The organism is Streptomyces daqingensis (assembly GCF_014645895.1).
Classification (GTDB): Bacteria; Actinomycetota; Actinomycetes; order Streptomycetales; family Streptomycetaceae; genus Streptomyces; species Streptomyces daqingensis.
Genome location: NZ_BMMP01000017.1, coordinates 51,983 through 66,789, shown reverse-complemented (window position 1 = coordinate 66,789; position 14,807 = coordinate 51,983). Strand labels below are relative to the sequence as shown.

Below are 14,807 nucleotides of genomic sequence, written 5' to 3'. Positions count from 1 at the left end.
TCAGCCCTCCTTCCCGGCAGCGCCGGGTTCTGCGGCCGCACCAGCGGGAGCCACTGCCTCGGCCTTGGGGGCCTCGGCGGGTGCGCTCTGCTGCTGCGGCTTACGGCCGCGACCGCCACGCTCGCCACCACGACGGGGGCGGTCGTTACCGCCACCACGCGACGGGCGGTTGCCCGCACGGGCGGCGGCGTTCTCGGCGCGGACCTCAGCGATGTTCTTGACGTCACCCTTGTAGATCCAGACCTTCACGCCGATACGGCCGAAGGTGGTCCTGGCCTCGAAGAAGCCGTAGTCGACGTTCGCGCGGAGCGTGTGCAGGGGCACGCGGCCCTCGCGGTAGAACTCCGAGCGGGACATCTCGGCGCCGCCGAGACGGCCACCGCACTGGATCTTGATGCCCTTCGCGCCGGCCTTCATCGTCGTCTGCATGCTCTTGCGCATGGCGCGACGGAAGGAGACGCGGGAGGAAAGCTGCTCGGCGACGGCCTGGGCCACCAGCTGCGCATCCGTCTCGGGGTTCTTGACCTCGAGGATGTTGAACTGGATCTGCTTGCCGGTCAGCTTCTCCAGGTTGCCCCGGAGCCTGTCGGCCTCCGCGCCGCGGCGGCCGATGACGATGCCCGGACGCGCGGTGTGCACGTCGACCCGGACACGGTCGCGGGTGCGCTCGATCTCGACCTTGGAGATGCCGGCCCGCTCCATGCCCTGCGTGAGCATCTTGCGGATCGCGACGTCTTCCTTGACGTAGTCCTTGTAGAGCTTGTCGGCGTACCACCGCGACTTGAAGTCGGTGGTGATGCCGAGGCGGAACCCGTGCGGGTTTACCTTCTGGCCCATTACCGGGTTCCTTCCTTGCTGCTCACGACCACCGTGATGTGGCTCGTCCGCTTACGGATCCGGTAGGCACGCCCCTGGGCGCGCGGCCGGAACCGCTTCAGGGTCGGGCCCTCGTCGACGTAGGCCTCGGAGATGAAGAGGCTGTCGGCGTCCGTGTGGTCGTAGTTGTGGGCGGCGTTGGCGATTGCGCTGTCCAGCACCTTGCCCACCGGCACGCTCGCGGCCTGCGGGGCGAAGCGCAGGACCGCCTGAGCCTCCGTGGCAGCCATGCCACGGACAAGGTCCACCACCCGGCGGGCCTTCATGGGCGTGACGCGCACGTAGCGCGCGGAGGCCCTGGCTTCCATGGTTGTCCCTTCGGTGTCAGTCATAGTCTTCACACCCGCCATCAGCGACGACGCGACTTGCGGTCGTCCTTGACGTGGCCGCGGAAGGTGCGGGTCGGCGCGAACTCGCCGAGCTTGTGGCCGACCATCGACTCGGTGACGAACACCGGGACGTGCTTGCGGCCGTCGTGCACCGCGATCGTGTGGCCGAGCATGGCCGGGACGATCATGGAGCGGCGGGACCAGGTCTTGATGACGTTCTTGGAGCCGGCCTCGTTCTGGGCGTCCACCTTCTTGGTCAGGTGGTCGTCGACGAAGGGCCCCTTCTTAAGACTGCGCGGCATCTAAAACCCGCCTCCTAGCGCTTCTTGTTCGTCTTGCGGCGGCGGACGATGTACTTGTTGCTGGCCTTCTTCGGCGAGCGCGTACGGCCCTCCTTCTGACCCCACGGCGAAACCGGGTGGCGGCCACCGGAGGTACGACCCTCACCACCACCGTGCGGGTGGTCGATCGGGTTCATGACCACACCGCGGACGGTCGGGCGGACGCCCTTCCAGCGCATACGGCCGGCCTTGCCCCAGTTGATGTTCGACTGCTCGGCGTTGCCGACCTCGCCGACAGTGGCGCGGCAGCGGACGTCGACCAGGCGGATCTCACCGGACGGCATGCGCAGGTGGGCCATGCGGCCCTCCTTCGCCAGCAGCTGCACGGACGCACCGGCGGACCGGGCGAACTTCGCGCCGCCGCCGGGCCGCAGCTCGATGGCGTGGATGGTCGTACCGACCGGGATGTTGCGCAGCGCCAGGTTGTTGCCCGGCTTGATGTCGGCCCCGGGGCCGTTCTCCACGCGCGCGCCCTGCTTCAGGCCGGCCGGGGCGAGGATGTAGCGCTTCTCGCCGTCGGCGTAGTGCAGCAGTGCGATGCGTGCGGTGCGGTTCGGGTCGTACTCGATGTGCGCGACCTTTGCCGGCACGCCGTCCTTGTCGTGACGACGGAAGTCGATCACGCGGTAGGCGCGCTTGTGGCCACCACCCTGGTGGCGAACGGTCACACGACCGGCGTTGTTACGGCCGCCCTTGCTGTGCAGCGGGCGGACCAGCGACTTCTCCGGCGTGGACCGCGTGACCTCGACGAAGTCGGCGACACTGGCGCCACGACGGCCCGGAGTCGTCGGCTTGTACTTGCGGATACCCATTTCTCAGTCCTCGTCCGATATCGGACGGTCCTGTCTCCGTCAGGAGACCGGGCCGCCGAAGATGTCGATACGGTCGCCCTCGGCGAGGGTCACCACAGCGCGCTTGGTGTCGGCGCGCTTGCCGTAACCGGTGCGGGTGCGCTTGCGCTTGCCCTGGCGGTTGAGGGTGTTGACCCCGCTGACCTTGACCGAGAAGACCGCCTCGACGGCCTGCTTGATCTGGGTCTTGTTGGCACGCGGGTCGACGATGAAGGTGTACTTGCCCTCGTCCAGCAGTGCGTAGCTCTTCTCCGAGACCACCGGCTTGATCAAGATGTCACGGGGGTCCGTGAACGTCTTGCTGGTGGCCGTTGCGGCGTTCGCCTCGCTCATCAGGCGTCGCTCCCTTCGAGCTCAGAGGTGGCGGCCTTCTGCGGGCCGGCCACGAAGGACTCGAAGGCGGCCTTCGTGAAGACCACGTCGTCGGAGACCAGCACGTCGTACGTGTTCAGCTGTCCCGGCTCCAGGATGTGCACCTGGGGCAGGTTGCGAGCGGACAGCCATGCCTGCTCGTCGCCGCGCTCGGCCACCAGCAGCACGTGCTTGCGCTCGCTGATCTTGCCCAGCAGCGTCTTCGCGGCCTTCGTCGAGATCTCGTTCTCGACGACACCGGAGACGACGTGCACCCGGCTGTGACGGGCCCGGTCCGAGAGGGCACCGCGCAGGGCGGCCGCCTTCATCTTCTTCGGGGTCCGCTGCGAGTAGTCACGCGGGACGGGGCCGTGCACGACGCCACCGCCGGCGAACTGCGGCGCGCGGGTCGAGCCCTGGCGGGCGCGGCCGGTGCCCTTCTGGCGGTAAGGCTTCTTGCCACCGCCGCGGACCTCGCCGCGGGTCTTGGTCTTGTGCGTGCCCTGTCGGGCAGCGGCCAGCTGCGCGACGACGACCTGGTGGATCAGCGGAACGCTGACCTGTACGTCGAAGATCTCCGAGGGGAGATCGACGGTCCCGGTCTTGTCGCCGGCCGGCGAAAGGATGTCAATGGTGCTCATCGGTTACCTCAGGCCCCCTTGGCCGCTGTACGGACCAGGACGAGGCCGCCGTTCGGACCGGGGACTGCGCCCTTGATGAGCAGCAGGCCCTTCTCCGCGTCAACGGCATGGACGGTCAGGTTCTGGGTGGTGACCCGCTCGTTGCCCATGCGGCCGGCCATCCTCGTGCCCTTGAAGACACGGCCGGGGGTGGCGCAGCCGCCGATGGCGCCCGGCTTGCGGTGCACGCGGTGCGCACCGTGCGAAGCCTTGCCCCCGCGGAAGCCGTGGCGCTTCATGCCACCGGCGAAGCCCTTGCCCTTGGACTTACCGGTCACGTCCACCTTGCCGCCCGACTCGAAGGTGTCGGCGGTGATCTCCTGGCCGAGGGTGTACTCGCTGGCGTCAGCGGTACGCAGCTCGACGAGGTGGCGGCGGGGAGTGACGTCGGCCTTGGCGAAGTGGCCCTTGAGGGGCTTGTTCACCTTGCGCGGGTCGATCTCGCCGAAGGCGATCTGAACGGCTTCGTAGCCGTCCTTGTCTGCGGTGCGGACCTGGGTCACGACATTGGGCCCGGCCTTGACGACGGTCACGGGAACGACGCGGTTCTTGTCGTCCCAGACCTGGGTCATGCCGAGCTTCTCGCCCAGGACTCCCTTGATCTGCTTAGCCATCTTCTTCCCGCACCCCTCAGAGCTTGATCTCGATGTCGACGCCGGCCGGGAGGTCCAGGCGCATCAGCGAGTCAACGGTCTTGGGCGTCGGGTCGAGGATGTCGATCAGACGCTTGTGGGTGCGCATCTCGAAGTGCTCGCGCGCGTCCTTGTACTTGTGCGGCGACTTGATGACGCAGTACACGTTCTTCTCTGTGGGCAGCGGCACCGGGCCCGCGACCGACGCTCCAGTGCGGGTCACCGTCTCGACGATCTTCTTCGCCGAGTTGTCGATGACCTCGTGGTCGTAGGCCTTGAGCCGGATGCGGATCTTCTGTCCCGCCATGGCTACTTCGTAGTCCTGTCTCTCGTAACGCTCTGGAACCCATGGGTTCTGTCCTCCGACGACCCGTCCGACCCACGCGGTCGGGCGTGTCGGCTTCCTTCCGGCAACGAGCCGCGAAGAATCGCGGTGTGTTCCTTGCGAAAGGAAGAACCGGGGGTACAGACCCACCAGGTGCCTGGCTGGAAGCCCCTCCTGCACTTCCCGGAAGATTCCCGTACTTCCGCTCCTGATAAGGGGCGACGAATACTCTGGGACTCGCTTCCAGTCCTCCCGGCGGGAGGCGCGCAGCATCGGCACTCAACCGAGCAACCTGCACAGTGTGCCATAAGGCGTTTGGCTCATGCCAATCGAGCCCACGGCGGCCGACAGGCCCGTGTTCACGGCCTTTCAAAGGATTTCACCGGGCGCATCCTCGTGTGGCGTTCAGCACTTCGAGTGTGCTGCCTTCCCGTTCCGGGGCGCCCGGTCCGCGCAGCGAGCAACCCGTACCTGTTTCGGAGTCGCCGATGAAGGCCCGGACGCCCCAACCGGAGAGCGCTCCCCTAGCTCACCGCCGGGGCCGGAACGGCCAGCGGGCTCCTCACCGAGTCACTGCCCGGTACCGGCTCGCCAGCGTCCGCGCCCAGTCCGACGATCCGGTTGTCCGCGTCGACGTGCACCACGGCGGGCCGCAGTGATCGCGCCTCCGCGTCGTCGACCTGCGCGTAGCTGATCAGGATGACCAGATCACCGGGGTGCACCAGGTGCGCCGCGGCCCCGTTGACACCGATCACACCGGAGCCGCGCTCGCCCTCGATCACGTACGTCTCCAGCCGCGAGCCGTTCGTGATGTCGACGATGTGGACGAGCTCACCCGCCAACAGGTCGGCGGCGTCCATGAGTTCGGCGTCGACGGTGACGGATCCCACGTAGTGCAGGTCCGCCTGCGTCACCGTCGCACGGTGGATCTTGGACTTGAACATGGTGCGCAGCATGAAGCGGCTCCCTGAGAGAAGGTCGCGCCCCCGTGGCAGAGGTGCGCGCCGGCTCGTCCATCGTAGACGGGCAGCGAAGAGGGCCCGCACGACCGGAGTCGTACGGGCCCTCTCCCCCAGCAGCGATGGCCGGGAACGCTAACGCGTCGAGGTCACTTGACGATCTTGGTGACCTGGCCGGCGCCCACCGTACGGCCACCCTCACGGATGGCGAACTTCAGGCCCTCTTCCATGGCGACGGGCTGGATGAGCTGGACGCTCATCTCGGTGTTGTCGCCCGGCATGACCATCTCAGTGCCCTCGGGGAGGGTCACGACGCCGGTCACGTCCGTGGTGCGGAAGTAGAACTGCGGACGGTAGTTGTTGAAGAAGGGGGTGTGACGGCCACCCTCGTCCTTCGACAGGATGTACGCCTGCGCCTCGAACTCGGTGTGCGGCGTGACCGAACCCGGCTTGATGATGACCTGGCCGCGCTCGACGTCCTCGCGCTTGATGCCACGGAGGAGCAGACCGACGTTCTCACCGGCCTGGCCCTCGTCGAGGAGCTTGCGGAACATCTCGATACCGGTGACGGTCGTCGAGGTCTTGGTCTCCTTGATGCCGATGATGTCGACATTCTCGTTGACCTTCAGGACACCGCGCTCGATACGGCCGGTGACGACCGTACCGCGACCGGTGATCGTGAAGACGTCCTCGATCGGCATCAGGAACGGCTTCTCGACGTCACGCTCGGGCTGCGGGATCGCGCCGTCGACGGCGTCCATCAGCTTGACGATGGAGTCGCCCCACTCGGCGTCGCCCTCGAGGGCCTTGAGCGCCGAGACCTTGACGACGGGAACGTCGTCGCCCGGGAACTCGTACTCCGAGAGGAGCTCACGGACCTCGAGCTCGACGAGCTCCATGATCTCCTCGTCGTCCACCATGTCCGCCTTGTTGAGGGCGACCACGATGTAGGGAACGCCGACCTGGCGGGCCAGGAGGACGTGCTCCTTCGTCTGCGGCATCGGGCCGTCGGTGGCGGCGACCACGAGGATGGCACCGTCCATCTGGGCGGCACCGGTGATCATGTTCTTGATGTAGTCCGCGTGACCCGGGCAGTCCACGTGCGCGTAGTGACGGTTCTCCGTCTGGTACTCGACGTGCGCGATGGAGATGGTGATACCGCGCTGGCGCTCTTCCGGCGCCTTGTCGATGTTCTCGAACGCGGAAGCCTCATTCAGCTCCGGGTACTTGTCGTGCAGCACCTTGGTGATCGCCGCGGTAAGAGTCGTCTTACCGTGGTCGATGTGACCGATGGTGCCGATGTTGACGTGCGGCTTAGTCCGCTCGAACTTCGCCTTCGCCACTGGGGTCCTCCTGTGGACTGGTGCTGTACACCCTCCACATTCTGCGGAGGGGTTCAGGTGGTCGTTATGAACTGGCCAGGACCCCGAGGGGGTTGCCCTTGACCGGTTCCCTGGGGGGCTGGCGGCCGGGACCCCGGCACAGCCGCCGGACGAGCCGTACGGTCTGTGCCGGAGTGCCCCGAATGCCTTTGCTCCAGCCTAATGGGTGAGGAACGTCGAGTTACTCGCCCTTGGCCTTCGCGATGATCTCCTCTGCGACGCTCCGCGGAACCTCGGCGTAGGAGTCGAACTGCATGGAGTAGTTGGCACGGCCGGAGGTCTTGCTGCGCAAGTCGCCGACGTAACCGAACATCTCCGACAGCGGGACCAGGCCGGTGACGAGCTTGGCGCCACTCCTGTCGTCCATGGACTGAACCTGGCCACGGCGGGAGTTGATGTCGCCGATCACGTCGCCCATGTACTCCTCGGGCGTGGTGACCTCGACCTTCATCATGGGCTCCAGCAGGGCCGGGCTCGCCTTCCGGGCGGCATCCTTGAACGCCATGGAACCGGCGATCTTGAACGCCATCTCGGAGGAGTCGACGTCGTGGAAGGCACCGTCGAGCAGCGTCACGCGGACGCCGGTCAGCGGGTAGCCCGCCAGTACGCCGAACTCCATGGCCTCCTGGCAGCCGGCATCCACGGACGGGATGTACTCCCTGGGGATGCGGCCACCGGTGACCTGGTTGACGAACTCGTAGCCGTCACCCTCGAGCGGCTCGACAGCGATCTGCACCTTCGCGAACTGACCGGAACCACCGGTCTGCTTCTTGTGGGTGTAGTCCACCTTGTCGACCGGCTTGCGCAGCGACTCGCGGTACGCCACCTGCGGCTTGCCGACGTTGGCCTCGACCTTGAACTCGCGCTTCATGCGGTCGACCAGCACGTCCAAGTGCAGCTCGCCCATGCCCGCGATGATCGTCTGGCCGGTCTCCTCGTCGGTCTTGACCTGGAAGGACGGGTCCTCCTCGGCCAGCCGCTGGATCGCGACGCCCAGCTTCTCCTGGTCGCCCTTCGACTTCGGCTCGATGGCGACCTCGATCACCGGAGCCGGGAACTCCATCGACTCCAGGATCACCGGGTTGCTCGCGTCGCAGAGGGTCTCGCCGGTGGTGGTCTGCTTGAGACCCATGACGGCGACGATGTCGCCGGCACCCACCGACTCGATCTCCTCACGCTTGTTCGCGTGCATCCGGTAGATCTTGCCGATGCGCTCCTTCTTGCCCTTCACCGAGTTCATCACCTGCGAGCCGGTGGTCAGCTTGCCGGAGTAGACGCGGATGAAGGTCAGCTTGCCGAGGTGCGGGTCGCTCGCGATCTTGAAAGCGAGCGCCGACATCGGCTCCTCCTCGGACGGCTTCCGCGTCAGGACCTCTTCCGAGTCCTTGACGGAGTGGCCTTCGATGGCCTCGACGTCCAGCGGGGAGGGAAGGTAGCGGGCGATCGCGTCGAGCAGGGGCTGCACGCCCTTGTTCTTGAACGCGGTACCGCAGAACACCGGGGTGACCGTGATCGTGCCCTCGGCGCCGGTGGAGGCGAGAGTGATGCGGCGGATCGCCGTGTAGAGCTGCTCCTCGGTGGGCTCCTGGCCCTCCAGGTACAGCTCCATCATCTCCTCGTCGTTCTCCGCGACGGCCTCGAGCAGCTTGCCGCGCCACTCGTCGGCGGCCTCGAGGTGCGTGGCCGGGATGTCGACGGTGTCGTACATCTCGCCCATCTTCGCCTCGGGCGACCAGACCATCGCCTTCATGCTGACGAGGTCGACGACGCCCTTGAAGTCCGCCTCGGTCCCGATCGGAAGCTGCATGACCAGCGGCACCGCGCCGAGGCGGTCCACGATCATGTCGACGCAGCGGTGGAACTCCGCGCCGGTCCGGTCGAGCTTGTTGACGAAGCAGATACGCGGCACGCCGTACCGGTCCGCCTGCCGCCAGACGGTCTCGGACTGCGGCTCGACGCCGGCCACGCCGTCGAACACCGTCACCGCACCGTCGAGCACACGCAGCGCACGCTCCACCTCGACGGTGAAGTCGACGTGCCCGGGGGTGTCGATGATGTTGATGGTGTAGTCGACGTCGTTGAGCGGCCAGTGAGTGGTCGTCGCGGCAGACGTGATCGTGATGCCGCGCTCCTGCTCCTGGGCCATCCAGTCCATCGTGGCTGCGCCGTCGTGGACCTCACCGATCTTGTAGCTGCGACCGGTGTAGAACAGGATCCGCTCGGTGGTCGTCGTCTTGCCCGCGTCGATGTGGGCCATGATCCCGATGTTCCGGACCTTGGCCAGGTCAAGTGAAGTGGTAGCCATAAGGCTTCAGTCTTCTCTCGGTCTCGATGGGGTCTGCGACTACCAGCGGTAGTGCGCGAAGGCCTTGTTGGACTCGGCCATCTTGTGGGTGTCCTCGCGCTTCTTCACTGCTGCGCCGAGGCCGTTGGAGGCGTCGAGCAGCTCGTTCAGCAGGCGCTCGGTCATGGTCTTCTCACGGCGGGCGCGGGCGTAGCCCACGAGCCAGCGCAGCGCGAGAGTGGAGGCGCGGCCGGGCTTGACCTCGACCGGCACCTGGTAGGTGGCGCCACCGACACGACGGGACTTGACCTCGAGGGTCGGCTTGATGTTCTCCAGCGCGCGCTTCAGCGTGATGACCGGGTCGTTGCCCGTCTTCTCACGCAGGCCCTCCATGGCGCCGTAGACGATGCGCTCCGCAGTGGAACGCTTGCCGTTCAGCAGCACCTTGTTGATGAGGGAGGTCACCAGAGGAGTGCCGTACACCGGGTCGATGATGACCGGGCGCTTCGGGGCGGGGCCCTTACGAGGCATGCTTACTTCTCCTTCTTGGCGCCGTAGCGGCTGCGAGCCTGCTTGCGGTTCTTGACGCCCTGCGTGTCGAGGGAGCCGCGGATGATCTTGTAGCGAACACCCGGCAGGTCCTTCACACGGCCGCCACGCACGAGCACGATGGAGTGCTCCTGCAGGTTGTGGCCCTCACCCGGAATGTAGGCCGTGACCTCGATCCCGCTGGTCAGACGCACACGCGCGACCTTACGCAGGGCCGAGTTCGGCTTCTTCGGGGTGGTGGTGAAGACACGCGTGCAGACGCCACGACGCTGAGGGGAACCCTCAAGTGCGGGCGTCTTGTTCTTCTCGACCTTGTCCTGCCGGCCCTTCCGGACCAGCTGCTGGATCGTAGGCACAGTTTCTCCGGTTTCTGTGTGCCGTCTCGGTAAAACTAACCTGGGCCACATCCCCGACCCACGAGGTCGGGTGTGTCGGAGACTGCACGGTCTCGCGCTGAAACGAGGGACCTCTCAGGTGAAAGGCATGCAGATTCCGGTGCCGCCGACTCTTTTCCCGAGCGTCAGATCCGCTTACGGGAGCGCAGGGGGCACCCCAGGCACAAGGTCAGAGCGTACCTATCGCGTCGTCCCCGGTCAAAACAAGTATCCACGCAGCCGAAGTGCAGCTCGCAGGCGCCCTCAGCCCACGATGAAGAGCATCATCATCGCGCCCAGTGCGATCCACAACCAGCCGAGAACGAGCCCCACGGTCGCGGCGCCCTCGCCCTGCTCACCGGTACGCCTGATCTCGTTCCGCGCCTTGTGCCCGAGGATGACCGCGGGGATCGCCGAAAGCCCCCAGACAAGCGGCGAGATGATCCCGCAGACCAGTGCCGCCGTCGCCGTGCCGTTCTGCGGCCTGTGCGGGGGCGCGTACGGAACGATCGGCGGCGGCTGCTGCAGAGGCATCAGCTGCCCCTGCGGGTGCGGCTGCGGCCGTTGATAGGTCGGCGGCAGGGCGCTGGGGCCGTTGGGGACGTCCGCGGTGAGCTGCTGCAGCTCCTCGATCGTGCGCGCGGCCATGGCACGGCCGATGCGGTAGTCGTACTCGTCCTTCGTCAGCCTGCCCTCCGCGTAGGCAGCCTTGAGCACGTCGGCCGCTCGGTCCCGGTCCGCGTTTCCCGCCAGCATCCGCACCACCCCCAGAACCTCATATTGCACAGAGGGCGGCCATCCCCGGTAGGGGTGACCGCCCTCTGTAGCAGAGCTATGACCTCGGCTCAGGCCGTTGGACCGGCTCAGGCGTTGTACGGCCCGTAGTCGTAGTCCTCAAGCGGAACGGCCTGCCCGGAGCCCGTACCGAACGGCGAGTAGTCGATGTCGTCATAGCCGACGGCCGAGTACATCGCGGCCTTGGCTTCTTCGGTGGGCTCCACCCGGATGTTGCGGTAGCGGGACAGGCCCGTACCCGCCGGGATGAGCTTACCGATGATGACGTTCTCCTTGAGGCCGATCAGGGAGTCCGACTTGGCGTTGATCGCCGCGTCGGTGAGGACCCTGGTCGTCTCCTGGAAGGACGCCGCCGACAGCCACGACTCGGTGGCCAGCGAAGCCTTGGTGATACCCATCAGCTGCGGACGGCCGGAGGCGGGGTGACCGCCCTCCTGCACGACCCGACGGTTCTCACCCTCGAACTTCGTGCGCTCCACCAGCTCGCCCGGCAGCAGCTCGGCGTCACCGGACTCGATGATCGTCACGCGGCGCAGCATCTGCCGGATGATGATCTCGATGTGCTTGTCGTGGATCGACACGCCCTGCGAGTTGTAGACCTTCTGGACCTCGCCGACCAGGTGCACCTGGACCGCACGCTGGCCGAGGATGCGCAGCACGTCGTGCGGGTTGGTGGCACCCACCGTCAGCGCCTGACCGACGCTCACGTGGTCGCCCTCGCCCACCATCAGGCGTGCACGCTTCGACACGGCGTACGAGGTCTCGTCCGAGCCGTCGTCCGGGGTGACGACGACCTTCTTGGTCTTCTCCGTCTCCTCGATGCGGACCCGGCCGGCCGACTCGGAGATCGGCGCCACGCCCTTGGGCGTACGGGCCTCGAACAGCTCGACGACACGCGGCAGACCCTGCGTGATGTCGTCACCGGCCACACCACCGGTGTGGAAGGTACGCATCGTCAGCTGGGTGCCGGGCTCACCGATGGACTGGGCCGCGATGATGCCGACGGCCTCGCCGATGTCGACCAGCTTGCCGGTGGCCAGCGAACGCCCGTAGCACATGGCGCACGTGCCGACCGCCGACTCGCAGGTGAGGACCGAGCGGGTCTTGACCGTCTCCACGCCGTGCCGCACCAGCTCGTCGATGAGCACGTCGCCCAGGTCGGTGCCCGCCGGGGCCAGCACCTTGCCGTCGACGACGATGTCCTCGGCGAGGCAGCGCGCGTACACGCTCGTCTCGACGTCGTTCGCCTTGCGCAGCACGCCGTCGGCGCCCTTGGCCGCGATCTCCAGCTTGAGGCCGCGGTCGGTGCCGCAGTCCTCCTCGCGGATGATCACGTCCTGCGAGACGTCGACGAGGCGACGCGTCAGGTAGCCGGAGTCGGCGGTACGCAGAGCGGTGTCCGCGAGACCCTTACGGGCACCGTGCGTGGAGATGAAGTACTCCAGCACGGAGAGACCCTCACGGAACGACGCCTTGATGGGCCGCGGGATGGTCTCGTTCTTCGCGTTGGACACCAGACCGCGCATACCCGCGATCTGACGCATCTGCATCATGTTCCCTCGGGCGCCCGAGTCGACCATCATGAAGATCGGGTTCGTCTTCGGGAAGTTCTCGCTCATCGCCTCGGAGACCTCGTTGGTCGCCTTCGTCCAGATCGCGATGAGCTCCTGCGTGCGCTCGTCCTTGGTGATCAGACCGCGCTCGTACTGCTTCTGGACCTTCTCGTCCTGCGCCTCGTAACCGGCGATGATCTCCGGCTTGGCGTCGGGCACGACGACGTCCGAGATGGCGATGGTGACGCCCGAACGGGTCGCCCAGTAGTAACCGGCCGACTTCAGGTTGTCCAGCGCCGCGGCGACGGTCACCTTCGGGTAGCGCTCGGCCAGATCGTTGACGATCTGCGAGAGCTCCTTCTTGCCGACCGAGTACTCGACGTACGGGTACTCCTCGGGCAGCAGCTCGTTGAAGAGCGCGCGGCCCAGCGTCGTCCGCAGCCGGAAGCCGTCGCCGGGCTGCCACTCGGGCTCGCCCTGCTCGGGCATCGGCGGCGTCCAGTCCGCCGGCGGCACGGAGCCGATCGGGAAGCGGATGTCGATCTCGGCCTGCAGGGAGAGCTCCCCGGCGTCGAACGCCATGATCGCTTCGGCGGTGGAGTTGAACGACCTGCCGTCGCCGACCGTCTCGCGCTGCTCCTCGGTGGTGGTGAGGAAGAACAGCCCGAGCACCATGTCCTGCGTGGGCATGGTCACCGGACGGCCGTCGGCCGGCTTGAGGATGTTGTTCGAGGACAGCATCAGGATGCGGGCCTCGGCCTGCGCCTCCGCCGACAGCGGCAGGTGCACGGCCATCTGGTCACCGTCGAAGTCCGCGTTGAACGCGGTGCACACGAGCGGGTGGATCTGAATGGCCTTGCCCTCGACCAGCTGCGGCTCGAAGGCCTGGATGCCGAGGCGGTGCAGGGTCGGTGCGCGGTTGAGCAGCACCGGGTGCTCCGCGATGACCTCTTCCAGCACGTCGTACACGACCGTGCGGCCGCGCTCGACCATGCGCTTCGCCGACTTGATGTTCTGCGCGTGGTTCAGGTCGACCAGGCGCTTCATCACGAACGGCTTGAAGAGCTCCAGCGCCATCGCCTTCGGCAGACCGCACTGGTGCAGCTTGAGCTGCGGGCCGACGACGATCACGGAACGGGCCGAGTAGTCGACGCGCTTGCCGAGCAGGTTCTGACGGAAGCGGCCCTGCTTGCCCTTGAGCATGTCGGACAGCGACTTCAGCGGACGGTTGCCGGGGCCCGTGACCGGGCGGCCGCGGCGGCCGTTGTCGAAGAGCGCGTCCACAGCCTCCTGCAGCATCCGCTTCTCGTTGTTCACGATGATCTCGGGCGCACCGAGGTCGAGCAGACGCTTCAGACGGTTGTTGCGGTTGATGACACGGCGGTAGAGGTCGTTGAGGTCGGAGGTCGCGAAGCGGCCACCGTCCAGCTGGACCATCGGACGCAGGTCCGGCGGGATCACCGGCACGCAGTCGAGCACCATGCCTTTGGGGCTGTTGCTGGTCTGCAGGAAGGCGGAGACGACCTTGAGGCGCTTGAGCGCACGGGTCTTCTTCTGGCCCTTGCCGGTGCGGATGATCTCGCGGAGGCGCTCCGCCTCCTCGTCCAGGTCGAAGGTCTCCAGGCGCTTCTGCAGGGCAGCGGCGCCCATGGAGCCGTCGAAGTAGGTCCCGAAGCGGTCGCGCAGCTCGCGGTAGAGCAGCTCGTCGCCCTCCAGGTCCTGGACCTTGAGGTTCTTGAAGCGCGACCACACCTCGTCGAGACGGTCGATCTCGCGCTGCGCGCGGTCGCGGATCTGCTTCATCTCGCGCTCGGCGCCCTCGCGCACCTTGCGGCGGACGTCCGCCTTGGCGCCCTCGGCCTCGAGCTCGGCCAGGTCGGACTCCTGCTTCTTGGCCCGGGCCTCGAGGTCGGCGTCGCGGCGCTGCTCGATCTGCTGACGCTCGACGCCGACGTGCGCCTCCAGGGAGGGCAGGTCGCGCGTGCGGCGCTCCTCGTCGACGTACGTGATCATGTACGCCGCGAAGTAGATGACCTTCTCCAGGTCCTTCGGGGCGAGGTCGAGCAGGTAGCCCAGACGGGACGGGACGCCCTTGAAGTACCAGATGTGCGTGACGGGCGCGGCCAGTTCGATGTGGCCCATCCGCTCACGGCGCACCTTGGCGCGGGTCACCTCGACGCCGCAGCGCTCACAGATGATGCCCTTGAAGCGGACGCGCTTGTACTTGCCGCAGTAGCACTCCCAGTCCCGGGTCGGACCGAAGATCTTCTCGCAGAAGAGTCCGTCCTTCTCGGGCTTGAGCGTGCGGTAGTTGATGGTCTCCGGCTTCTTGACCTCGCCGTGCGACCACTGACGGATGTCGTCGGCGGTGGCGAGGCCGATCCGCAGTTCGTCGAAGAAGTTGACGTCGAGCACTCTCGTCAATCCCTCTCAGGGTTGTGTCGATGAATGGTCTGAACGGGGTTTGGAGGCCGGAGCCTCCAGGCCCCCAGGGCCGAGGGGGAGGCCGGAACGCCTGGTGGTCGC

At 66.8% G+C, this 14,807-nt stretch carries 15 protein-coding genes; all 15 read right to left on the bottom strand.

Translation table 11 applies throughout. The features are described 5' to 3' along the window. Complete coding sequence (gene rpsC, locus IEY56_RS23140; RefSeq protein WP_045867039.1) at positions 1–837, bottom strand: 30S ribosomal protein S3; 837 nt, start codon at positions 835–837, stop codon at positions 1–3. Further along, positions 837–1,184, bottom strand: coding sequence for a 50S ribosomal protein L22 (rplV, locus tag IEY56_RS23135; protein WP_045867038.1), 348 nt, complete (start codon positions 1,182–1,184; stop codon positions 837–839). Before rplV ends, rpsC begins: the two co-directional genes overlap by 1 nt. 41 nt (positions 1,185–1,225) lie before the next feature. Beyond that, positions 1,226–1,507: a 30S ribosomal protein S19 gene (gene rpsS / locus IEY56_RS23130; RefSeq protein WP_028433864.1), complete on the bottom strand. Its 282-nt coding sequence runs from the start codon at positions 1,505–1,507 to the stop codon at positions 1,226–1,228. A 14-nt stretch (positions 1,508–1,521) separates the two neighbouring features. Continuing rightward, complete coding sequence (rplB, locus tag IEY56_RS23125) at positions 1,522–2,358, bottom strand: 50S ribosomal protein L2 (protein WP_189039217.1); 837 nt, start codon at positions 2,356–2,358, stop codon at positions 1,522–1,524. A gap of 39 nt (positions 2,359–2,397) precedes the next feature. Beyond that, entirely contained in the window at positions 2,398–2,730 is a 333-nt protein-coding gene (rplW, locus tag IEY56_RS23120) for a 50S ribosomal protein L23 (RefSeq protein ID WP_045867036.1), read from the bottom strand. Next, positions 2,730–3,389 carry a 50S ribosomal protein L4 gene (rplD, locus tag IEY56_RS23115; RefSeq protein WP_045867035.1) on the bottom strand — a complete coding sequence of 220 codons (660 nt, stop codon included), beginning with the start codon at positions 3,387–3,389 and terminating at the stop codon, positions 2,730–2,732. The genes rplW and rplD overlap by 1 nt, the downstream gene beginning before the upstream one ends. 8 nt (positions 3,390–3,397) lie before the next feature. Beyond that, positions 3,398–4,042, bottom strand: a complete 645-nt coding sequence (gene rplC, locus IEY56_RS23110) for a 50S ribosomal protein L3 (RefSeq protein ID WP_045867034.1) — start codon at positions 4,040–4,042, stop codon at positions 3,398–3,400. A gap of 16 nt (positions 4,043–4,058) precedes the next feature. Next, positions 4,059–4,367 (bottom strand): 30S ribosomal protein S10, encoded by a 309-nt coding sequence (rpsJ, locus tag IEY56_RS23105; protein ID WP_016909683.1) that lies wholly within the window; start codon positions 4,365–4,367, stop codon positions 4,059–4,061. 542 nt (positions 4,368–4,909) lie between these two features. Beyond that, positions 4,910–5,341 (bottom strand): aspartate 1-decarboxylase, encoded by a 432-nt coding sequence (gene panD / locus IEY56_RS23100; RefSeq protein WP_189039216.1) that lies wholly within the window; start codon positions 5,339–5,341, stop codon positions 4,910–4,912. Positions 5,342–5,493: 152 nt separating this feature from the next. Further along, positions 5,494–6,687 (bottom strand): elongation factor Tu, encoded by a 1,194-nt coding sequence (tuf, locus tag IEY56_RS23095; RefSeq protein ID WP_189039215.1) that lies wholly within the window; start codon positions 6,685–6,687, stop codon positions 5,494–5,496. A 220-nt stretch (positions 6,688–6,907) separates the two neighbouring features. Then, entirely contained in the window at positions 6,908–9,031 is a 2,124-nt protein-coding gene (gene fusA / locus IEY56_RS23090; protein WP_045867031.1) for an elongation factor G, read from the bottom strand. Positions 9,032–9,070: 39 nt separating this feature from the next. Then, positions 9,071–9,541 carry a 30S ribosomal protein S7 gene (rpsG, locus tag IEY56_RS23085; RefSeq protein WP_045867030.1) on the bottom strand — a complete coding sequence of 157 codons (471 nt, stop codon included), beginning with the start codon at positions 9,539–9,541 and terminating at the stop codon, positions 9,071–9,073. 2 nt (positions 9,542–9,543) lie between these two features. Beyond that, positions 9,544–9,915, bottom strand: a complete 372-nt coding sequence (rpsL, locus tag IEY56_RS23080) for a 30S ribosomal protein S12 (RefSeq protein ID WP_003948652.1) — start codon at positions 9,913–9,915, stop codon at positions 9,544–9,546. Between the two features lie 282 nt (positions 9,916–10,197). Continuing rightward, positions 10,198–10,719, bottom strand: coding sequence for a DUF1707 and DUF4190 domain-containing protein (locus IEY56_RS23075; protein WP_308424175.1), 522 nt, complete (start codon positions 10,717–10,719; stop codon positions 10,198–10,200). A 77-nt stretch (positions 10,720–10,796) separates the two neighbouring features. Continuing rightward, positions 10,797–14,696: a DNA-directed RNA polymerase subunit beta' gene (locus IEY56_RS23070; protein ID WP_189039214.1), complete on the bottom strand. Its 3,900-nt coding sequence runs from the start codon at positions 14,694–14,696 to the stop codon at positions 10,797–10,799. Positions 14,697–14,807 lie beyond the last annotated feature (111 nt).